This window comes from Pseudopedobacter sp., assembly GCF_040392825.1.
GTDB lineage: Bacteria > Bacteroidota > Bacteroidia > Sphingobacteriales > Sphingobacteriaceae > Pseudopedobacter.
Genome location: NZ_JBEBVH010000077.1, coordinates 1 through 15,620, shown reverse-complemented (window position 1 = coordinate 15,620; position 15,620 = coordinate 1). Strand labels below are relative to the sequence as shown.

At 35.4% G+C, this 15,620-nt stretch carries 18 protein-coding genes; 7 read left to right on the top strand and 11 right to left on the bottom strand.

Going from position 1 to position 15,620, the window contains the following annotated elements:
• On the top strand, positions 1 to 2,343 hold a 2,343-nt coding region (locus ABWO41_RS07560), incomplete at its 5' end, for a TonB-dependent receptor (RefSeq protein WP_353135859.1).
• A 177-nt stretch (positions 2,344 to 2,520) separates the two neighbouring features.
• Positions 2,521 to 3,024: an ABC transporter substrate-binding protein gene (locus ABWO41_RS07555; protein WP_353135856.1), complete on the top strand. Its 504-nt coding sequence runs from the start codon at positions 2,521 to 2,523 to the stop codon at positions 3,022 to 3,024.
• Here the strand turns inward: ABWO41_RS07555 and ABWO41_RS07550 are convergent.
• Positions 3,017 to 3,547, bottom strand: a complete 531-nt coding sequence (locus tag ABWO41_RS07550; RefSeq protein ID WP_353135853.1) for a GNAT family N-acetyltransferase — start codon at positions 3,545 to 3,547, stop codon at positions 3,017 to 3,019. The two genes, ABWO41_RS07555 and ABWO41_RS07550, sit on opposite strands and share 8 nt — an antisense overlap.
• A 13-nt stretch (positions 3,548 to 3,560) precedes the next feature.
• Positions 3,561 to 4,085 (bottom strand): NADPH-dependent FMN reductase, encoded by a 525-nt coding sequence (locus tag ABWO41_RS07545; RefSeq protein WP_353135850.1) that lies wholly within the window; start codon positions 4,083 to 4,085, stop codon positions 3,561 to 3,563.
• A gap of 154 nt (positions 4,086 to 4,239) precedes the next feature.
• Here ABWO41_RS07545 and ABWO41_RS07540 point away from each other — a divergent pair, with 154 nt between their 5' ends.
• The 5 genes from ABWO41_RS07540 to lepB are packed head-to-tail and all read left to right on the top strand — an operon-like array spanning position 4,240 to position 8,462.
• Positions 4,240 to 5,049, top strand: a complete 810-nt coding sequence (locus ABWO41_RS07540; protein ID WP_353135847.1) for a ParA family protein — start codon at positions 4,240 to 4,242, stop codon at positions 5,047 to 5,049.
• Positions 5,049 to 5,966, top strand: coding sequence for a ParB/RepB/Spo0J family partition protein (locus ABWO41_RS07535; protein ID WP_353135844.1), 918 nt, complete (start codon positions 5,049 to 5,051; stop codon positions 5,964 to 5,966). The genes ABWO41_RS07540 and ABWO41_RS07535 overlap by 1 nt, the downstream gene beginning before the upstream one ends.
• Before the next feature lie 5 nt (positions 5,967 to 5,971).
• Positions 5,972 to 6,592 carry a DUF5683 domain-containing protein gene (locus ABWO41_RS07530; protein ID WP_353135841.1) on the top strand — a complete coding sequence of 207 codons (621 nt, stop codon included), beginning with the start codon at positions 5,972 to 5,974 and terminating at the stop codon, positions 6,590 to 6,592.
• A complete protein-coding gene (gene dapB / locus ABWO41_RS07525; RefSeq protein WP_353135838.1) occupies positions 6,589 to 7,338 on the top strand; it encodes a 4-hydroxy-tetrahydrodipicolinate reductase in 750 nt (249 codons plus the stop codon). Before ABWO41_RS07530 ends, dapB begins: the two co-directional genes overlap by 4 nt.
• Before the next feature lie 11 nt (positions 7,339 to 7,349).
• Positions 7,350 to 8,462 (top strand): signal peptidase I, encoded by a 1,113-nt coding sequence (gene lepB, locus ABWO41_RS07520; RefSeq protein ID WP_353135835.1) that lies wholly within the window; start codon positions 7,350 to 7,352, stop codon positions 8,460 to 8,462.
• Between the two features lie 46 nt (positions 8,463 to 8,508).
• On the opposite strand, the gene ABWO41_RS07515 is transcribed toward lepB, so the two are convergent.
• From ABWO41_RS07515 to rpmB, 9 genes are all read right to left on the bottom strand, one after another.
• A complete protein-coding gene (locus ABWO41_RS07515) occupies positions 8,509 to 8,964 on the bottom strand; it encodes an RES family NAD+ phosphorylase (protein ID WP_353135832.1) in 456 nt (151 codons plus the stop codon).
• The gene (locus tag ABWO41_RS07510; RefSeq protein ID WP_353135829.1) at positions 8,965 to 9,405 is read right to left on the bottom strand and encodes an Xre family toxin-antitoxin system antitoxin; all 441 of its coding nucleotides are present in this window, start codon (positions 9,403 to 9,405) and stop codon (positions 8,965 to 8,967) included.
• Between the two features lie 115 nt (positions 9,406 to 9,520).
• On the bottom strand, positions 9,521 to 10,609 hold the full coding sequence (locus ABWO41_RS07505) for an Ldh family oxidoreductase (protein ID WP_353135826.1): 1,089 nt from the start codon (positions 10,607 to 10,609) through the stop codon (positions 9,521 to 9,523).
• Positions 10,609 to 12,189, bottom strand: a complete 1,581-nt coding sequence (gene bshC / locus ABWO41_RS07500) for a bacillithiol biosynthesis cysteine-adding enzyme BshC (protein ID WP_353135823.1) — start codon at positions 12,187 to 12,189, stop codon at positions 10,609 to 10,611. Before bshC ends, ABWO41_RS07505 begins: the two co-directional genes overlap by 1 nt.
• Before the next feature lie 49 nt (positions 12,190 to 12,238).
• Entirely contained in the window at positions 12,239 to 13,573 is a 1,335-nt protein-coding gene (rimO, locus tag ABWO41_RS07495; protein ID WP_353135820.1) for a 30S ribosomal protein S12 methylthiotransferase RimO, read from the bottom strand.
• Positions 13,574 to 13,575: 2 nt separating this feature from the next.
• Complete coding sequence (gene ftsY, locus ABWO41_RS07490) at positions 13,576 to 14,541, bottom strand: signal recognition particle-docking protein FtsY (RefSeq protein ID WP_353135817.1); 966 nt, start codon at positions 14,539 to 14,541, stop codon at positions 13,576 to 13,578.
• 70 nt (positions 14,542 to 14,611) lie between these two features.
• The gene (locus tag ABWO41_RS07485) at positions 14,612 to 14,782 is read right to left on the bottom strand and encodes a DUF4295 domain-containing protein (protein ID WP_353135814.1); all 171 of its coding nucleotides are present in this window, start codon (positions 14,780 to 14,782) and stop codon (positions 14,612 to 14,614) included.
• A 36-nt stretch (positions 14,783 to 14,818) separates the two neighbouring features.
• On the bottom strand, positions 14,819 to 15,007 hold the full coding sequence (gene rpmG, locus ABWO41_RS07480; RefSeq protein WP_013631353.1) for a 50S ribosomal protein L33: 189 nt from the start codon (positions 15,005 to 15,007) through the stop codon (positions 14,819 to 14,821).
• A gap of 27 nt (positions 15,008 to 15,034) precedes the next feature.
• Entirely contained in the window at positions 15,035 to 15,268 is a 234-nt protein-coding gene (gene rpmB / locus ABWO41_RS07475; RefSeq protein WP_013631354.1) for a 50S ribosomal protein L28, read from the bottom strand.
• Between the last annotated feature and the right edge of the window lie 352 nt (positions 15,269 to 15,620).

Below are 15,620 nucleotides of genomic sequence, written 5' to 3'. Positions count from 1 at the left end.
TTAACCAAAGCTCCGGTAGACTATGCTGCGGTTTCTTTATCAGCAGCAAAGCAAACGAAATCTATTAATGGTTCTTTAGCAGATGATAGGGGTACTTTTAAACTGGAAAAAGTAGTGCCGGGAAAATACAGACTGACCATTTCTTTTATTGGTTATAATACTAAAATTATAGAACCGGTAACCACCACCAACGGTAAACCCGATTTAAATTTAGGAACTATTTTATTGGTTCCTAACAGCAAAATATTACAAGAAGTTGTGGTTGAAGGACAAGCCAACGTTATCGAAAATAAAATTGATAAGCTGGTTTACAATGCAGAGAAGGATGTTACTGTTTCTGGCGGAACAGCGGTAGATGTACTTAGAAAGGTGCCTTTGCTATCAGTAGATTATGACGGGAATGTTTCTTTAAGGGGAAGCTCCAATATCAAAGTTTTAATAAATGGAAAACCTTCGGGGACAATGGCTGGCAATATTGCTGATGCTTTGAAGGCAATTCCGGCAGACCAAATCAAGAATGTAGAAGTAATTACATCTCCATCCGCAAAGTATGACGCCGAAGGAACTTCAGGAATTATCAACATCATTACCAAGAAAAATAATCTGGAAGGAATAAGCGGTTCGGTAAATGCAGGAGTTGGTACCAGACAAAATAGCGGGAATATCAACTTAAATGCGAAAAAGGGAAGATTAGGTTTGTATGCAAATGCCGGAGGGCATTATTCCTGGCCACAAACGTCTATTATCAGCTTCGAAAGAATTAATGATAATGGAGATTTTAATAAACAAAACGGAGAAAGTACAACAGAACGTTTAGCCACTAATGGATCTTTAGGGGCAGATTATGATTTCAATAAATATAACTCTATCAGTTCCAATTTAAAACTCAATTGGTTTCAGTTCAGTTTTGATGGGTTTAATGATAATATCAATCAGTTCGGCGGAGTTGAAAATCTTTTTAAAAGGATAACAGATAATAAAAATAAAGTTATCGGTTATGATTGGAATAATGATTATACCCATAAATTCAAAAAGGAAGGACAAGAGATATCCTTTGCATGGCAACTGAGCCGAAGTGAGTTGAATAATGATTATAACTCTTATATCGACCAAAGACTCAGAAAAGAAATTGGTGCCAGTGATGCGATCAATAAAGAGTCGACTTTTCAGTTAGATTATACGCATCCTTTTAAAGGAATTACTTTAGAAACGGGGGCAAAAGCGATTATCAGAAATATAGACAATGATTCTAAAGTAGATAGTACCGATTTGTCGGGGGAAAATAGAATTCCTGTACCCAACAGGAATTTCATTTACGACTATAACCAAAATGTATATTCTGGTTACGCCACTCTGGGTTTAACTCTAGCTAAAAAGTACGGTATAAAAGCCGGTGCAAGATATGAGCGGACAGAGATTGATGGTAATGATGCCGGAAGTGGAACTTTTGAACCATTTAAAAATGAATATGGAAACCTTGTTCCAAGTGTGGTTGTTTCAAGAACATTCAAAAACTTCCAGACTGTAAAACTAAGTTATAATAAGCGGATTCAAAGACCGAGCGTTTTCTTCCTGAATCCGTTTAGAAATGCAGCCGATTTTTATAATCAATCCGAGGGTAATCCATACCTGTCTCCAGAGATATCCGACAATTTTGAATTAGGATATTCAAGATTTATTAAAACAACGGTAATTAATGCAGCGGTATATTACAGAACTACAGAAGATGTTATTGAAAATGTGGTGAAGCAAATAGATATTGATGGAAAGAGCGTTTCTTTAACCACATTCGAGAATGTTGGACGTAACAACTCCTTCGGTTTTAATTTCTTCGGATCTGTTAATCCTGTAAAGCCATTAACATTAAGGGGGAATTTTAATGTCTATACTTACGACATCAGTTTGGGACAAAGTAGTGCCAATCTTTCTAATGCAGAAGACAAAACTTATCTAATGTACAATGCATTTTTAAGTGCAACCTATGCTTTCCCTAAAGGCCTGACGTTCGAGACTTTCTTAATTACCAATTCGCCGAGGAGAACTTTCCAGGGAAAAAATCCTTCTTTCAATATGTGGAATCTGGGGCTTAAAAAAGAGTTGTTCAATAAAAAAGGAAGTATAGGAATTAACGTAATAGATCCCTTTAATAACAGAAAGAACTTTAAGTCTGAAATCAACGGAGATGGGTTTGTTCAGAAAAACAATTTCTCTATACCATTCAGATCAGTAGGCGTAAACTTTAGCTGGAGATTTGGAAACCTTAAAGTGAACCAGAATAATAAAAGAGGCGTTAAAAATGATGACCTTAAACAAGGTGAAAGCGGTGGAGGAATAGGACAATAAGTTTATTAGTCATTATTTGAATTGTTCATCAATCAAGACGAGATTCTTTAGAAAAGTACACCGGTTATCGGACTGCTAACCGGTGTATGCTACTTCATGCATAATCGATCTTCGGGGTTTGGGTTTGCCAATTTTCAGCTAAATAAATTCTATCTTTGCATCGCAAATTATTAGGAAATGGAAATTTTAGGTGTATCCGAGCGAAATGAAGCATTAGCAGAAGAGCTACAAGAAAGAGTTGATATTGTTGTACATAAGCTGAAATTTTTCCCGGATAAGCCACAGATAGCCTTTATTTCTGATTTAAATGAGATCGTTGTTGCTTATGACGAGCCACTAAATAACATTGTAAGCAAAGCGGGAGGGAATTTGATTTATGCCAATAGCTGGGAGAGTTTAATTGACATGAACCCGGATATACTGATTTTGTCTTTAAATGGCGAAAGTATAGAAAGTAGCTTGCCGAAAGTTTCAGGCCTTATACAAATGCCAAATTTTACTGAATTAAAAGCGGTAAAGGAAAATAAAATTTTTATTCTTAAGAATAACCTCTTAAAATCAGAATCTGCTACAGACAAGGTAGATGTTCTGGAAGCATTAGCAGAAATGATTACACCGAAATATTTCAACTTCGGTTTAGAAGGCAATGTATGGATTAATTTCTCGGTTTCTTTTAATTAATATGGTTCATAACCACATGTTTTTGTTTTTCGGCAAACTCATTAAATAAATCCTCAGAAATTCTTTCATAAAGACTTAGTATACGCAGGCTAAGTGGTTGGTCGTTTTTATTAAACGGTGGCTGGAAGTGCTCATATTCATTTTCTATAAAGCCTAATCTCTGATAAAACTGTAGCCGTCTTATTGAAATTTCATCCAAAGGATGTTCAATCTCCAGAATAACAGGTATTTGTTGTACTTTTATAAAGTCCTGTAGAATGGATTTTCCTAAACCCTGTCCCTGTCCAGCCCTTGCAATAGCTAAATGTTCAACGAAAATAAAATTAGGGAATGTCCAATAGGCTAGAAATCCTTTTAAGGTATTTTCTTCAATATAGATGTTGAGGGTATATTCCTGTTTAAGAAAGATTTCTTGTTGCTGCAAAAAGTTTCTCTTTTCTTCTTTTGGAAAACTTTCGTTATAGACCATCCAAAAATTATCAAAAAACAGATGATTGCTATTATGAACTCTTTGAGCTATCATATGCTGTTGTAAATTAAAATTTAATAAACTTATCTATCTGTTGATTGATGAATTTAATACTGTCTTCTGTAATAAAATGTCCTAATTCGTTTAAATCTTTATTAATATAGGTGAGATGGATTTTTAGCGGCATAACATTCAAATGCATATAATTACATACCCCCGTGAAATGATCAATACCTCTTATATTCCCGTATTTGCCGGAAGATAAGCCCACTAAAGCAGCCTTTTTTTCATAGAAAGAATCGGGGAAGTCACAGGCATCAATAAATAGTTTGAGAATGCCAGGGAAACTACCATTATATTCGGGAATAACGAAGATGAATTTATCTGCCGCGTTTACCTTTTTTAATATGCCTGAAAAAGCTTCACTACGTTTGCCATAAAGGTCGGTTACGGAAAGATTATCAGGAAGATCCGTTAGAGAAATAATTTCCGTTTCGTACTGTTTTTCGGCTAATATTTTCTGATAATATTTAGAAACTTTTAACGTATTACTGTTGAGTCTGTTAGTTCCTGATATTATTAAAGTCTTCATTTATGTGTATAAATCGTGTAAACCTGTTGAAATTGGTATTGTATAAATTTGTATCTTGTGCCCATCTGTAAATAGGGCCCAAAGTGCCCGAAATTACGAATTATTATATAATTGGGATTACAATAAAACCGAAGAATATAGCTTTAGTGTTTAGATGAGTAAAATAATAGCGATTGCCAATCAGAAAGGCGGAGTAGGCAAAACTACTTCATCTATAAATTTAGCAGCTAGTTTAGCTGTTTTGGAATACAAAACTTTAATTGTTGATGCCGATCCTCAGGCTAATTCTACTTCAGGAATTGGTTTTGATCCTCGTACGATTAAAACAAGTATTTATGAGTGCATCATTAGCGACGTTGACCCAAGAGAGGCCATAAAGAAGACAGATACTCCAAATCTGGATTTGCTGCCAGCTCATATAGATTTGGTAGGTGCCGAGATAGAGATGATTAACTTACACGAACGTGAGTACAAAATGAAAAACGTTCTTGAAAAAGTTAGAGATGACTATGATTTCATTATCATAGATTGCTCTCCTTCTCTGGGTTTAATTACTATTAACGCGTTAACTGGCGCAAATTCGGTGATTATCCCCGTTCAGTGCGAATATTTTGCATTGGAAGGATTGGGTAAGTTGTTGAATACAATTAAAATTGTGCAAACAAGACTAAACCCTGAATTGGAAATAGAGGGTATCTTATTAACCATGTACGATGTACGTTTAAGATTATCTAATCAGGTAGTAGAGGAGGTACGTTCTCACTTTGAAGATTTGGTTTTCGAAACTATTATCGCCAGAAATACAAGATTAAGTGAAGCACCAAGTTTTGGTGTTTCGGTTATTATGCATGATGCCAATTCTAAGGGAGCAATTAATTACCTGAATTTGGCACGAGAGATTATACGTAAAAATGGAATGTCGCATAGTGACGAGGTTTCTATAAAAGACGCAGAGAATAAGTAATGAGCAAAGACAGAAAATTTGGACTAGGAAAAGGCTTAGGTGCATTGTTGAACGATACCCCTGAAGTGCAACGCAGCACTTATTCACAACAGGTAACAGAAACAAATCCTGGCTCAGTTTCCGTAGGTTCTGTAAATAAAATTTTAATCAATCAAATTGAAGTAAATCCTTTTCAGCCCCGCTTTGAGTTTGACGAGGAAGCTTTGCAGGAATTGTCGGAGTCTATTAAATTACAGGGACTCATTCAGCCAATTACCGTAAGAAAAGTTGGAGATAACAGATATCAGTTAATCTCTGGAGAACGAAGATTAAGGGCTACGAAAATGGCTGGAATAAATGATATTCCTGCTTATATCCGTACAGCCAACGACCAACAGATGTTGGAAATGGCTTTAATCGAAAATATCCAGAGAGAAAATTTAAATGCAATAGAGGTTGCTTTGAGTTTTCAAAGGATGATTGATGAGTGTGATCTGAAGCAGGAGGAGCTGGGAGACAGGGTATCTAAAAACAGATCTACCATAACGAATTACCTGAGATTGTTGAAATTGCCACCAGTAATTCAGGCAGCAATCAGAGACAATCAGATTTCTATGGGACATGCAAGAGCGCTTATTAATGTAGAAGATCCTGCAAACCAGCTATTTATTTTTCAGGAGATCATAGATAAAGATCTGTCAGTTAGAAAAGTAGAGGAATTGGTCAGGAATTTGAAGCAGAATGAACAATCAAAATCTGATAACGCGAAAAAAGCTGATGGCATTTCCTTTCAATATCAAAAAATACAGGACGATCTTTCATCAAAATTCGCGACAAAAATTAAGATGAAAGTAGGAACAAATGGAAAAGGAAGTATAGAAATCCCTTTCCTGTCTGATGACGATTTAAATAGAATTCTAGAGCTTCTAGATTGGTAGTAGAAATGATGAGGTATGTGTTCGCTATACTTTTATTGTTTGGTCTTGCTCTTAACCTAAAAGGGCAGGAGCTGGATTCTATTTCCAAACAAGTAATTAGAGAAGGAAAAGATACCGGTCCGGCAATAAAAGAAAGAGGGAATACGCTTTTTAAAGATACCAGTAGTTTACAATCTCCAAGAAAGGCTGTTCTGAGGTCTGCAATAATTCCAGGCTGGGGACAGATCAGAAATAAAAAATGGTGGAAAGTGCCTTTAGTGTATGGTGGCTATGTTGGAGTAGGGTTATATTATGAATTTAACCAGCGTTATTATAAAATATTTCTCAAAGAAAGTCAGGCAAGAAAAGCGGGAACAACAGAATATCCTGAATATGCTTTTGCATTAGATGAGCAGATTTATAATACAAAAGATTTCTACAGAAGGAACAGAGACTTGGCTATTATAGCCTTTTTTGCTTTTCATTCTTTACAGATGATAGATGCTTATATAGATGCCCGTTTGGCAACTTTTGATGTAAGCGACAATCTTTCAATAAAAATCCAACCGTCAATTTATACACCAACGTATGCCGGAGCGGCTTTTCAAGCGCCGGTCCCTATGTTAAAATTAAGCATAAAATTATGAAAATAGCATTGTTGGGTTATGGGAAAATGGGCAAAATGATAGAAGGGATTGCTCTGGACCGTAACCATGAAATTGTTCTTAAAATAGATGAAAATAACGTCGATGAGCTGACAATAGAAAATTTGCAGAAAGCAGATGTAGCCATTGAGTTTAGTACCCCGCATACAGTTTTAAATAATATTTATAAATGTATTGAAGCAAAGGTGCCTTTGGTTGTGGGCACTACCGGGTGGTACGGCCACTTGCAGGAAATAAAAGATGCTTGCATTGCTGCAGATACATCTGTAATGTATGGCTCTAATTTCAGTGTTGGAGTCAATATTTTCTTCCAGATTAGTAAGATGGCAGCTAAAATGATGAATAATTTTTCTGACCAATATGATGTATGTATGGAAGAAATTCATCATATTCATAAATTGGATTCTCCCAGCGGTACGGCTATTACTATAGCAGAAGATATTTTGGACGAATTTAAGGATAAGAAGCAATGGGTAGATGTAAATTCTGGTAATGCAGATGATGTAACATTACATAAGCCAGAGAATCTAACCATAAATTCTTTTAGAGAAGGCGAAGTTCCGGGAACCCACGTTGTGCTTTATGATTCGGACGTAGATAGAATAGAATTAAAGCATATTGCCCACGGACGTCAAGGGTTTGCTTTAGGGGCTGTTTTGGCAGCTGAGTGGTTACCTGGTAAAACAGGATTCTTCTCTGTAAAAGAAATGTACGATTTCAAAGTTTAATTAAGAAGCGAATGAATTTGAAGTTTTGGCAAAAAAGCGATAAAGAAAAAAAAGCTAAAAAGAAAAAGAGTGCAACCAGAGAATGGTTAGATGCAATCATTTTTGCCGTTATTGCAGCTACAATTATTAGAGGCCTGTTTATAGAAGCTTATACTATTCCAACCGGATCTATGGAAAGATCTTTATTGGTAGGCGATTTTCTATTTGTAAGTAAAGTGAATTATGGTGCCCGTACACCAATTACTCCAATTTCTTTCCCGTTTGCGCATCATACTATGCCAATTACAGGAACAAAAGCTTATTGGGATGGTTGGCAATTGCCTTATCACAGATTGCCTGGTTTACAGAAAGTAAAGCGGAATGATGTTGTGGTATTCAACTATCCAATGGATGCGGATGAACCTTTAAACAGACCGATTGATAAGCGTGAAAACTATATTAAAAGATGTTTGGCTATAGGCGGAGATACATTGGTAATTAATGACGGTGTAGTTTCTGTAAATGGTAAAGTAGCAGATTTACCGGAAAGAAGCCAGACAGAATATTATGTGAAAACCAATGGAGTAGATTTTAATCCGATTGCTATGGCTGATCTGGATCTGGATCTGGTACAGAGGCCAAGCAGAGACGTTTACGTTTTTGCGATGCCTAAATCTGAAGTTGAAAAACTGAAAGCATTTTCCAATGTACAGGACATTAAAGAAATCTATAGCGAAAAAGGAGAATATAGAGATGAAATTTTTCCTCATGATCCCAGACATGCCTGGAATCAGGATAACTATGGTCCAATTATTATCCCTGCTGAAGGTTGGACAGTAAAATTAGACTCTAACAATTTCTCTATTTACGAAAGAGCAATCAGGATTTATGAGAATAATAAATTAGAAATAAAAGATGGCAAATATTATATCAATGATAAAGCAGCCGATTCTTATACTTTTAAACAAAATTATTATTGGATGATGGGAGACAATCGCCATAATTCAGCAGATTCGAGATACTGGGGTTTTGTACCAGAAGATCATATCGTTGGTAAAGCTTTATTTATATGGATGAGCTGGAATGATCAGGGGTCTTTCCTTTCTAAAATAAGATGGAACCGATTATTTAGAGGTATACATTAACAAAAAAGGAGGTTTAAAACCTCCTTTTTTGTTATCTGAATTTAAATTATAATAATCTCTTATCCCAAATAAAATCATCAATCTCTAATATTCTGACCTTTTTATCGTAATCAGGGTGTTTAGTATTAATCAGAAAATTGTTCTCTTTCTGAATAATTGCCGAAGGAACTTTTAAGATCAATTTTTTAGCTTTTTTATACCAATTCGAACCTAACTCCTGCGAAAAAGAATAGTTCTTTATAGACTGCCATTGTTTTGGTAAAAGGTTAATGTCTAATTCGTCAATATCGGTTTCATTAATATCTAAACAGATAACAACTATTTTATATGAAGATTCTATATTTATTGAATTTCTATGAACAACCAGTTCTAGGGTAGAAAATGCTCTGGAACTTCCCGTATAAATAACAAATTCATTAACTTTATTCCATCTGTTTGCAATACCAGATGCTTTTAGAGGAATTTCTGTAAACTTTTCTTTCCTGATATTATAGACCAGCATTTATACGTTTTCTCCAAATTCCATGGCAGTTAACCTATCGTCTATGAATCTTATACCTGAAATGGTATCAAGAAAATCCATAGGAGCTTTATTGTCTAACATATAATTGTTAGACGTTAACCACTTTTCAAAATTTTCCTGAGATTCAAAAACATCAAAACCATGTTTATAAAGAGATAATAATGATACAATATGCTCTTTTGTATTGCCCTTTAAGTGGCTTTCTTTGTTTTTGTAATTTCTAAAAGTTTTTGTAGTAATATTTAGCCAATTAGAGATTGTACTCTCGTTTACATTCGCAATCTCATCTAAAATTTTTATATAGCGATTGTCTATAGTTCTGGTGCTGATATAAGAATATATGCTGGTAGAATCATTAACAGAAAGTATTTCGTCAATAACTTTATAAGCCTTGTTTTTATCAGAAACTATAGTGGCCATAACTTTTTATTTTTAATAACACAATTTAGGGAATTTTTCCTGATAAAAGAAGTAAAATTACCCTTTTTATTAAAATTACCAAAGTTCCTATTTAAAAGGAGCTTGTGCTGGCAAGTTATTTCAATTTCTCAATACCAAACTTCTCTGCAACCTCATTCAAATCGTTTACGACTACGTCTATCAACGGAATTCCGTTTTTTCTTCTGTCTATTTCCGCTTCATATTCCGGTTCTCCGGGAATAACAACAGGTTGGTCAGGAGTTATCGGAGTAGCTTGTTTAAAGCGATCTATCCAATTATCCATGTGTGATTTGAATTCATCTACAGGTCTAAAACCATCTACTCGCATAGCGCCTAAAAAATGTCCTAAACCTTGTCCCGGTTGATTAGGTAGCGGATCCATGAAAGCAACAAAAGGTGGAGCCCAGGGGCCGTAACTTGCGCCAGACAGCACTGCCGATAAAATATCTACTGTAGCGCTTAAACCAAATCCTTTATGGCTGCCATGTTCCCTGTCTGATCCTAAAGGCAGTAACGAACCACCTTCTTTCAACCCGTGTGGGTTAGTTGTAGTATTTCCACCTTTATCTTGTATCCAGCCCGCAGGAACGTCTATTCCTTTTCTCTGTGCTATTTCCAGTTTGCCATTGGCTGCGGTTGAAGTAGCCATATCAGTAATAAACGGAGGGTATTTTCCAGCAGGAAATGCATAGCATATGGGATTAGTACCCAACATTCTTTCTGTAGAGAAAGTTGGCGCAACGAGAGGACTTGCATTGGTTACTGCAAAACCAACCATATCTTGTTCTACAGCCATTAATGCATGATAGCCGGCAATACCAAAATGGTTCGAGTTTTTTATGGCAATCCACCCGGAACCTGCAATTTTTGCTTTTTCTATAGCTACTTTCATAGCAAACGGAGCAACAACAAGTCCCAACCCGGCATCTCCGTCTATCGTAGCTGTAGAGGGTGTTTCGTGTATTATTCTGATATTCGGTTTAGAATTTATTCTGCCCTTTTCCCATAACCTTACATAACCTGTAAGTCGGGCAACACCATGAGAATCTACACCTCTTAAATCAGCTTTTAACAATACATCTGCAGCCAGAGCTGCGTGACCGTCTGAGCAGCCCATACTTTTAAAAACGCTTTCTGTAAAGCTTCGTAGGGTGCTTTCTTCAATAATAGAATATTCGTTCATTAGGAAAGAATTGTATACTTAAAATCCAGAGGATGCAAGTTTTTAAGAAGAGCAGGAATAAAATCTTTACCATATTTCACGTAAAACATTCCAAAATTCTCTTTACGTTCTTGCAAAGTACCCTTGGGAAATAATATCTCCTTAATATTTTCTATGTTGTTTAGGGCTTCTGAGTGATTTTTCTTTTCTGCCTTTAATAATTTCTTTTCTAAATTACCCATGGCTTTTTGCAGGCGTATTTTTATAGCCTGTGTACTTGGAGCAAGGGTAGGATCTACTTTATATGCTCTCAGTTTTAACTTTTCGAAGATACAATCTATCTCTCTCCATTCATTATCAATACTTAAATCATGATCTGTAGACTTTAAGACCCATTCATTTTTAAGATCCTCTTTGTCTCTGAAAATATCCCGATAAGAAAAACCTAAGCGTTCCAATTTCTGATCTATCTTCTGGCTGGATATAGAAGCACAATTTCTTAGGATCAGAATAGGGAAATCTATATTATAATAATCGAAATTAGATTTTAATTGTAGCCAATAAATCAATTCTGCAGGACCACCAATATAAGCTAGATTTGGTAGAATAACTTCCTGATATAGTGGTCTCATGACTACATTAGGGCTAAATCTTTCCGGATGGTTTGTTATTTCCTGTCGAAGCTCGGGCTCAGAAAAAGAGATAGCTGTATGCAATACTTTATAACGGCCGTCTTCAAAAAGGATTCGTTCGCGTAAATTGTCTAATAAATAGAAAAAGTTAATTTCCCGTGGATTTACCTGTGGATTTATACCTGCGTTTGCGAGAGCATCATTAGTAGTAGTTATATTTCGATAGCTGTTTTCGGAAATAATATCTTCGGCAATAATATTTGAAAATTGAGCTTTTAGCTGTGCATCATCTGCATCTACGATTACCAATCCATAATTTCCAAAAAGTTTATTTACTAAATGTCTAGTTGCATTGGCCAGATTATTTTCATTATACGCCTCCTCTATAATTTGTGCAAGATCCGTGGCATTCTCTGATATTCCCAGCGTACTGATATACTCCGCAATAGTAGCTTTAATTTTATCTGTAGAAATTCGCCCCGTAGCTCCGTTAACTTCTGTTTCCCAGGCTACTTTTTTGGAGTTAATGTAAGTATGGTTAATCTCTGCAAAGTCATGGTCTTCTGTAGCCATCCAATATACCGGAACAAAGTCAGATTCTGGAAATCTGATCTTTAAATCCCTGGCCAGATTGATAGCAGAAACTATTTTGAAAATAAAATATAGTGGTCCGGTAAATAAATTAAGTTGGTGTCCCGTAGTAACTGTGAAACAGTTTTCATTTTTTAGTAGCTCTATATTTTTCTGAAGTTCCTGAGAGATCTCCAAACTTTTATATTGCTCTTTTAAGACGCTATTTAAAACAATTCTGTTTGCTGTATTTTTTTTTGTAGAGAGAAGCTTATCAAAACCATCTAAGGTAGCTGGCTGATTATAAAAAGGTTTTAACGATGCATCATTTTCGATGTACCTGATTGCTGCCGAAGAGAAAGAACGAGTCTCTTTATAATCAATATAGTGTGCTTCCATAAAATAGCGAAAATATAGAAATTGAAAATAAACTCATCAAACTGTGAGTTTATTTTACAATTCTTCCATAAAGATCGAAATCTTCTGCTCTTTGTATTTCTACATTTACGAATGAGCCTACAGTAGCGTAATCTGTACTGGCGTTTAAAAGAACCTCGTTATCAACCTCAGGAGAGTCAAATTCAGTTCTTCCAATAAAGTAATCGCCCTCTTTTTTATCAATAAGTACTTTGTAGGTATTTCCTACTTTTTCTTGATTCAGTTCAAAAGAAATACCTTGCTGAATATCCATGATCTCCTCTACACGTTGTTCTTTCACTTCCTGAGGAATATCATCTTCCAAATCGAATGCCTGTGTTTTTTCCTCGTGAGAATAGGTGAAACATCCCAGTCTGTCGAAACGGGTTTCTTCTACCCATTCTTTCATTTCTTCGAAATCTCTTTCAGTTTCTCCCGGATATCCACAAATCAACGTGGTACGCATAGCGATATTTGGTACTTTGTCTCTAATCTGGTTTACAAGATCTATTGTCTTTTGTTTAGTAGTACCCCGGCGCATAGATTTCAGCATATTGTCTGAAATATGCTGTAAAGGCATATCTAAATATTTACAGATATTATCTCTTTCGTTCATGACATCCAGAATTTCCATGGGAAAGCCAGAAGGGTAAGCGTATTGGAGTCTGATCCATTCAATACCATCAACATCTGAAAGATTTCTCAGTAAATCTGCTAATTTTCTTTCGTTATATAAATCCAGACCATAATAGGTTAAATCCTGGGCAATAAGTACCAATTCTTTGGTGCCATTTTTAGCCAGATTTTTGGCATTTTTCACCAATTCTTCAATCGGGAAAGATATATGTTTACCTCGCATTAGAGGAATAGCACAGAAAGAGCAAGGCCGATTACAGCCTTCGGCAATTTTGAAGTAAGCGAAGTGCGAAGGTGTAGTTAATAAACGCTCGCCTAAAAGTTCATATTTATAATTTGCTCCTACAGATTGTAAAAGGTTTTGGAGGTCATTTGTTCCAAACCAGGCATCAACATTTTTAATTTCGGCAGAAAGTTCTGGCGTATATCTTTGAGAAAGACATCCTGTAACAATAACTTTTCCAACCTTTCCCTGATCTTTCAGATCGCTGTATTGCAGAATAGTGTCGATAGACTCCTGTTTGGCATTATCAATGAAACCACATGTATTGATAACTACTATATCATTTTCGCGAACATTATTCGCTTCGTGTACCACATCAATATGATTGCCTTTTAATTGGCCCATCAATATTTCAGAATCATAGGTGTTTTTAGAACATCCAAGCGTTACGACATTCACACGTGGCTGAACTGCAGGTTCAACCTTATTCTTTTTTCTAACTTCCATGATTATTGTTTGAACAGGCTGTCAACGAAATCTTTTTTGTTGAACAGCTGTAAGTCTGTCATCTTTTCTCCTACGCCAATATACTTCACAGGGATTTTAAATTGGTCTGATATGCCAATTACTACACCACCTTTTGCAGTACCATCCAATTTAGTTAAAGCCAAAGCATTTACATCTGTTGCCTGCGTAAATTGTTTGCATTGTTCAATTGCATTTTGACCAGTAGAAGCATCTAATACCAATAAAATTTCGTGGGGAGCCCCCGGAACGACTTTTTGCATTACATTTTTGATTTTCGTCAATTCGTTCATTAGGCCCACTTTATTATGTAATCTCCCTGCGGTATCAATAATAGCAATGTCTTCGTTATTAGCAACAGCCGATTGCAAAGTGTCAAAGGCAACAGAAGCCGGATCGGCATTCATTCCCTGCGATACAACTCTAACATCTACACGTTCGCCCCAAAGTTTAATTTGATCTACAGCGGCAGCTCTAAATGTATCGGCAGCACCAAGAACAACTTTGTTTCCTGCTTCTTTAAGCTGGTGCGCTAATTTACCTATGGTAGTTGTTTTTCCTACACCATTTACTCCCACAACCATAATGACATAAGGCTTTTTGCCATTATAATTAAACTGTTCAAAATCAGAAGAGTTGTTTTCTTCCAATAAAGATTGAATTTCTTCTTTCAGAATTTGGTTGAGTTCTGAGGCGTTGAGATACTTGTCTTTAGCTACTCTGTCCTCAATCCTTTCGATGATTTTAAGCGTAGTACTTACGCCCACATCGGAACTAACAAGAATTTCTTCTAAATTATCAAGAACCTCGTCATCTACAGTAGATTTACCTAATACAGCTTTACCTATTTTAGAGAAAAAACTGTCTTTGGTTTTTTCCAGGCCTTTATCCAGTGCTTGTTGTTCTTCAACCGTTTTATCTTTCTTCTTAAAGAAATCAAATAATCCCATAGTAAAACAAAATTAAATAAAAAAAGCCATTCCGGATGGTCGGAACGGCTTTAATATCTGTAATCTTCAATTACAATGCACCTTTTTGTGCCGCTGCAATTGTTTCTTTAATGTTATCGTTATGAGAAATACTTTCTTTGAAAGAGTAAGCACCAGTTTTAGCTGATTTTACCATTGTAATCACTTTCGAAAATTCTTTCCCGGTTCCTTTTTTTAAGGTAGCAACAACTTTCTTTGCCATGTTAATTATTTTTTATTGCTAACAGGTAGCAGTTAATTATTTAATTTCTTTGTGTAAAGTTACTTTTCTCAAGACAGGGTTGAATTTCTTCATCTCTAATCTTTCAGGAGTATTTTTACGATTTTTAGTAGTGATATATCTGGAAGTTCCAGGCATACCGCTTTCTTTATGTTCAGTACATTCTAAGATAACCTGAACTCTGTTTCCTTTACCTTTCTTAGCCATTTCTATTCGGTGTTAAAAGTCTTAAAATTAAATAGATCCTTTTTTGATGAATCTGTTGATAGCCTCGGTAATACCGATTTTATTAATTGTTTTAATCGCTGAAGTAGAAACTTTTAAAGTAATCCAACGATCCTCTTCAGGAATATAAAATTTCTTTAATTGAAGGTTAGGATAAAACTTGCGGATTGTTTTCACGTTTGAGTGAGAAACGTGATGACCTTTCATTGCTGCTTTTCCTGTTAAATCACAAATTCTTGACATGACTATATCGTGTTTTCTTATTAAAACTCAGTTCTCCCTTTTACAAAGAGTTTGCAAATATCAGAAATAAAAATCTAATAGACAACAGATATCTGAAAATATTTTAAAGTATTTTTTAGAAGACAAAATCGGGATCGACAGGTTTAGGATACAATGCTTTATTTTTAATGGAATCCGGTGTTTATTGAGCAAAAAGTATGGAATTTAATATTTACAGCGTGCTATTTTGGTAATAGCAATATTAGGATTTATCTTGGACTGCTTTCGGATACTTATAAATTATTAATTTCACTTTAGTTTCTTTCGTTAACGTAAACATTATTTTTAAAATATCTTGTACTTTCTGATAAAA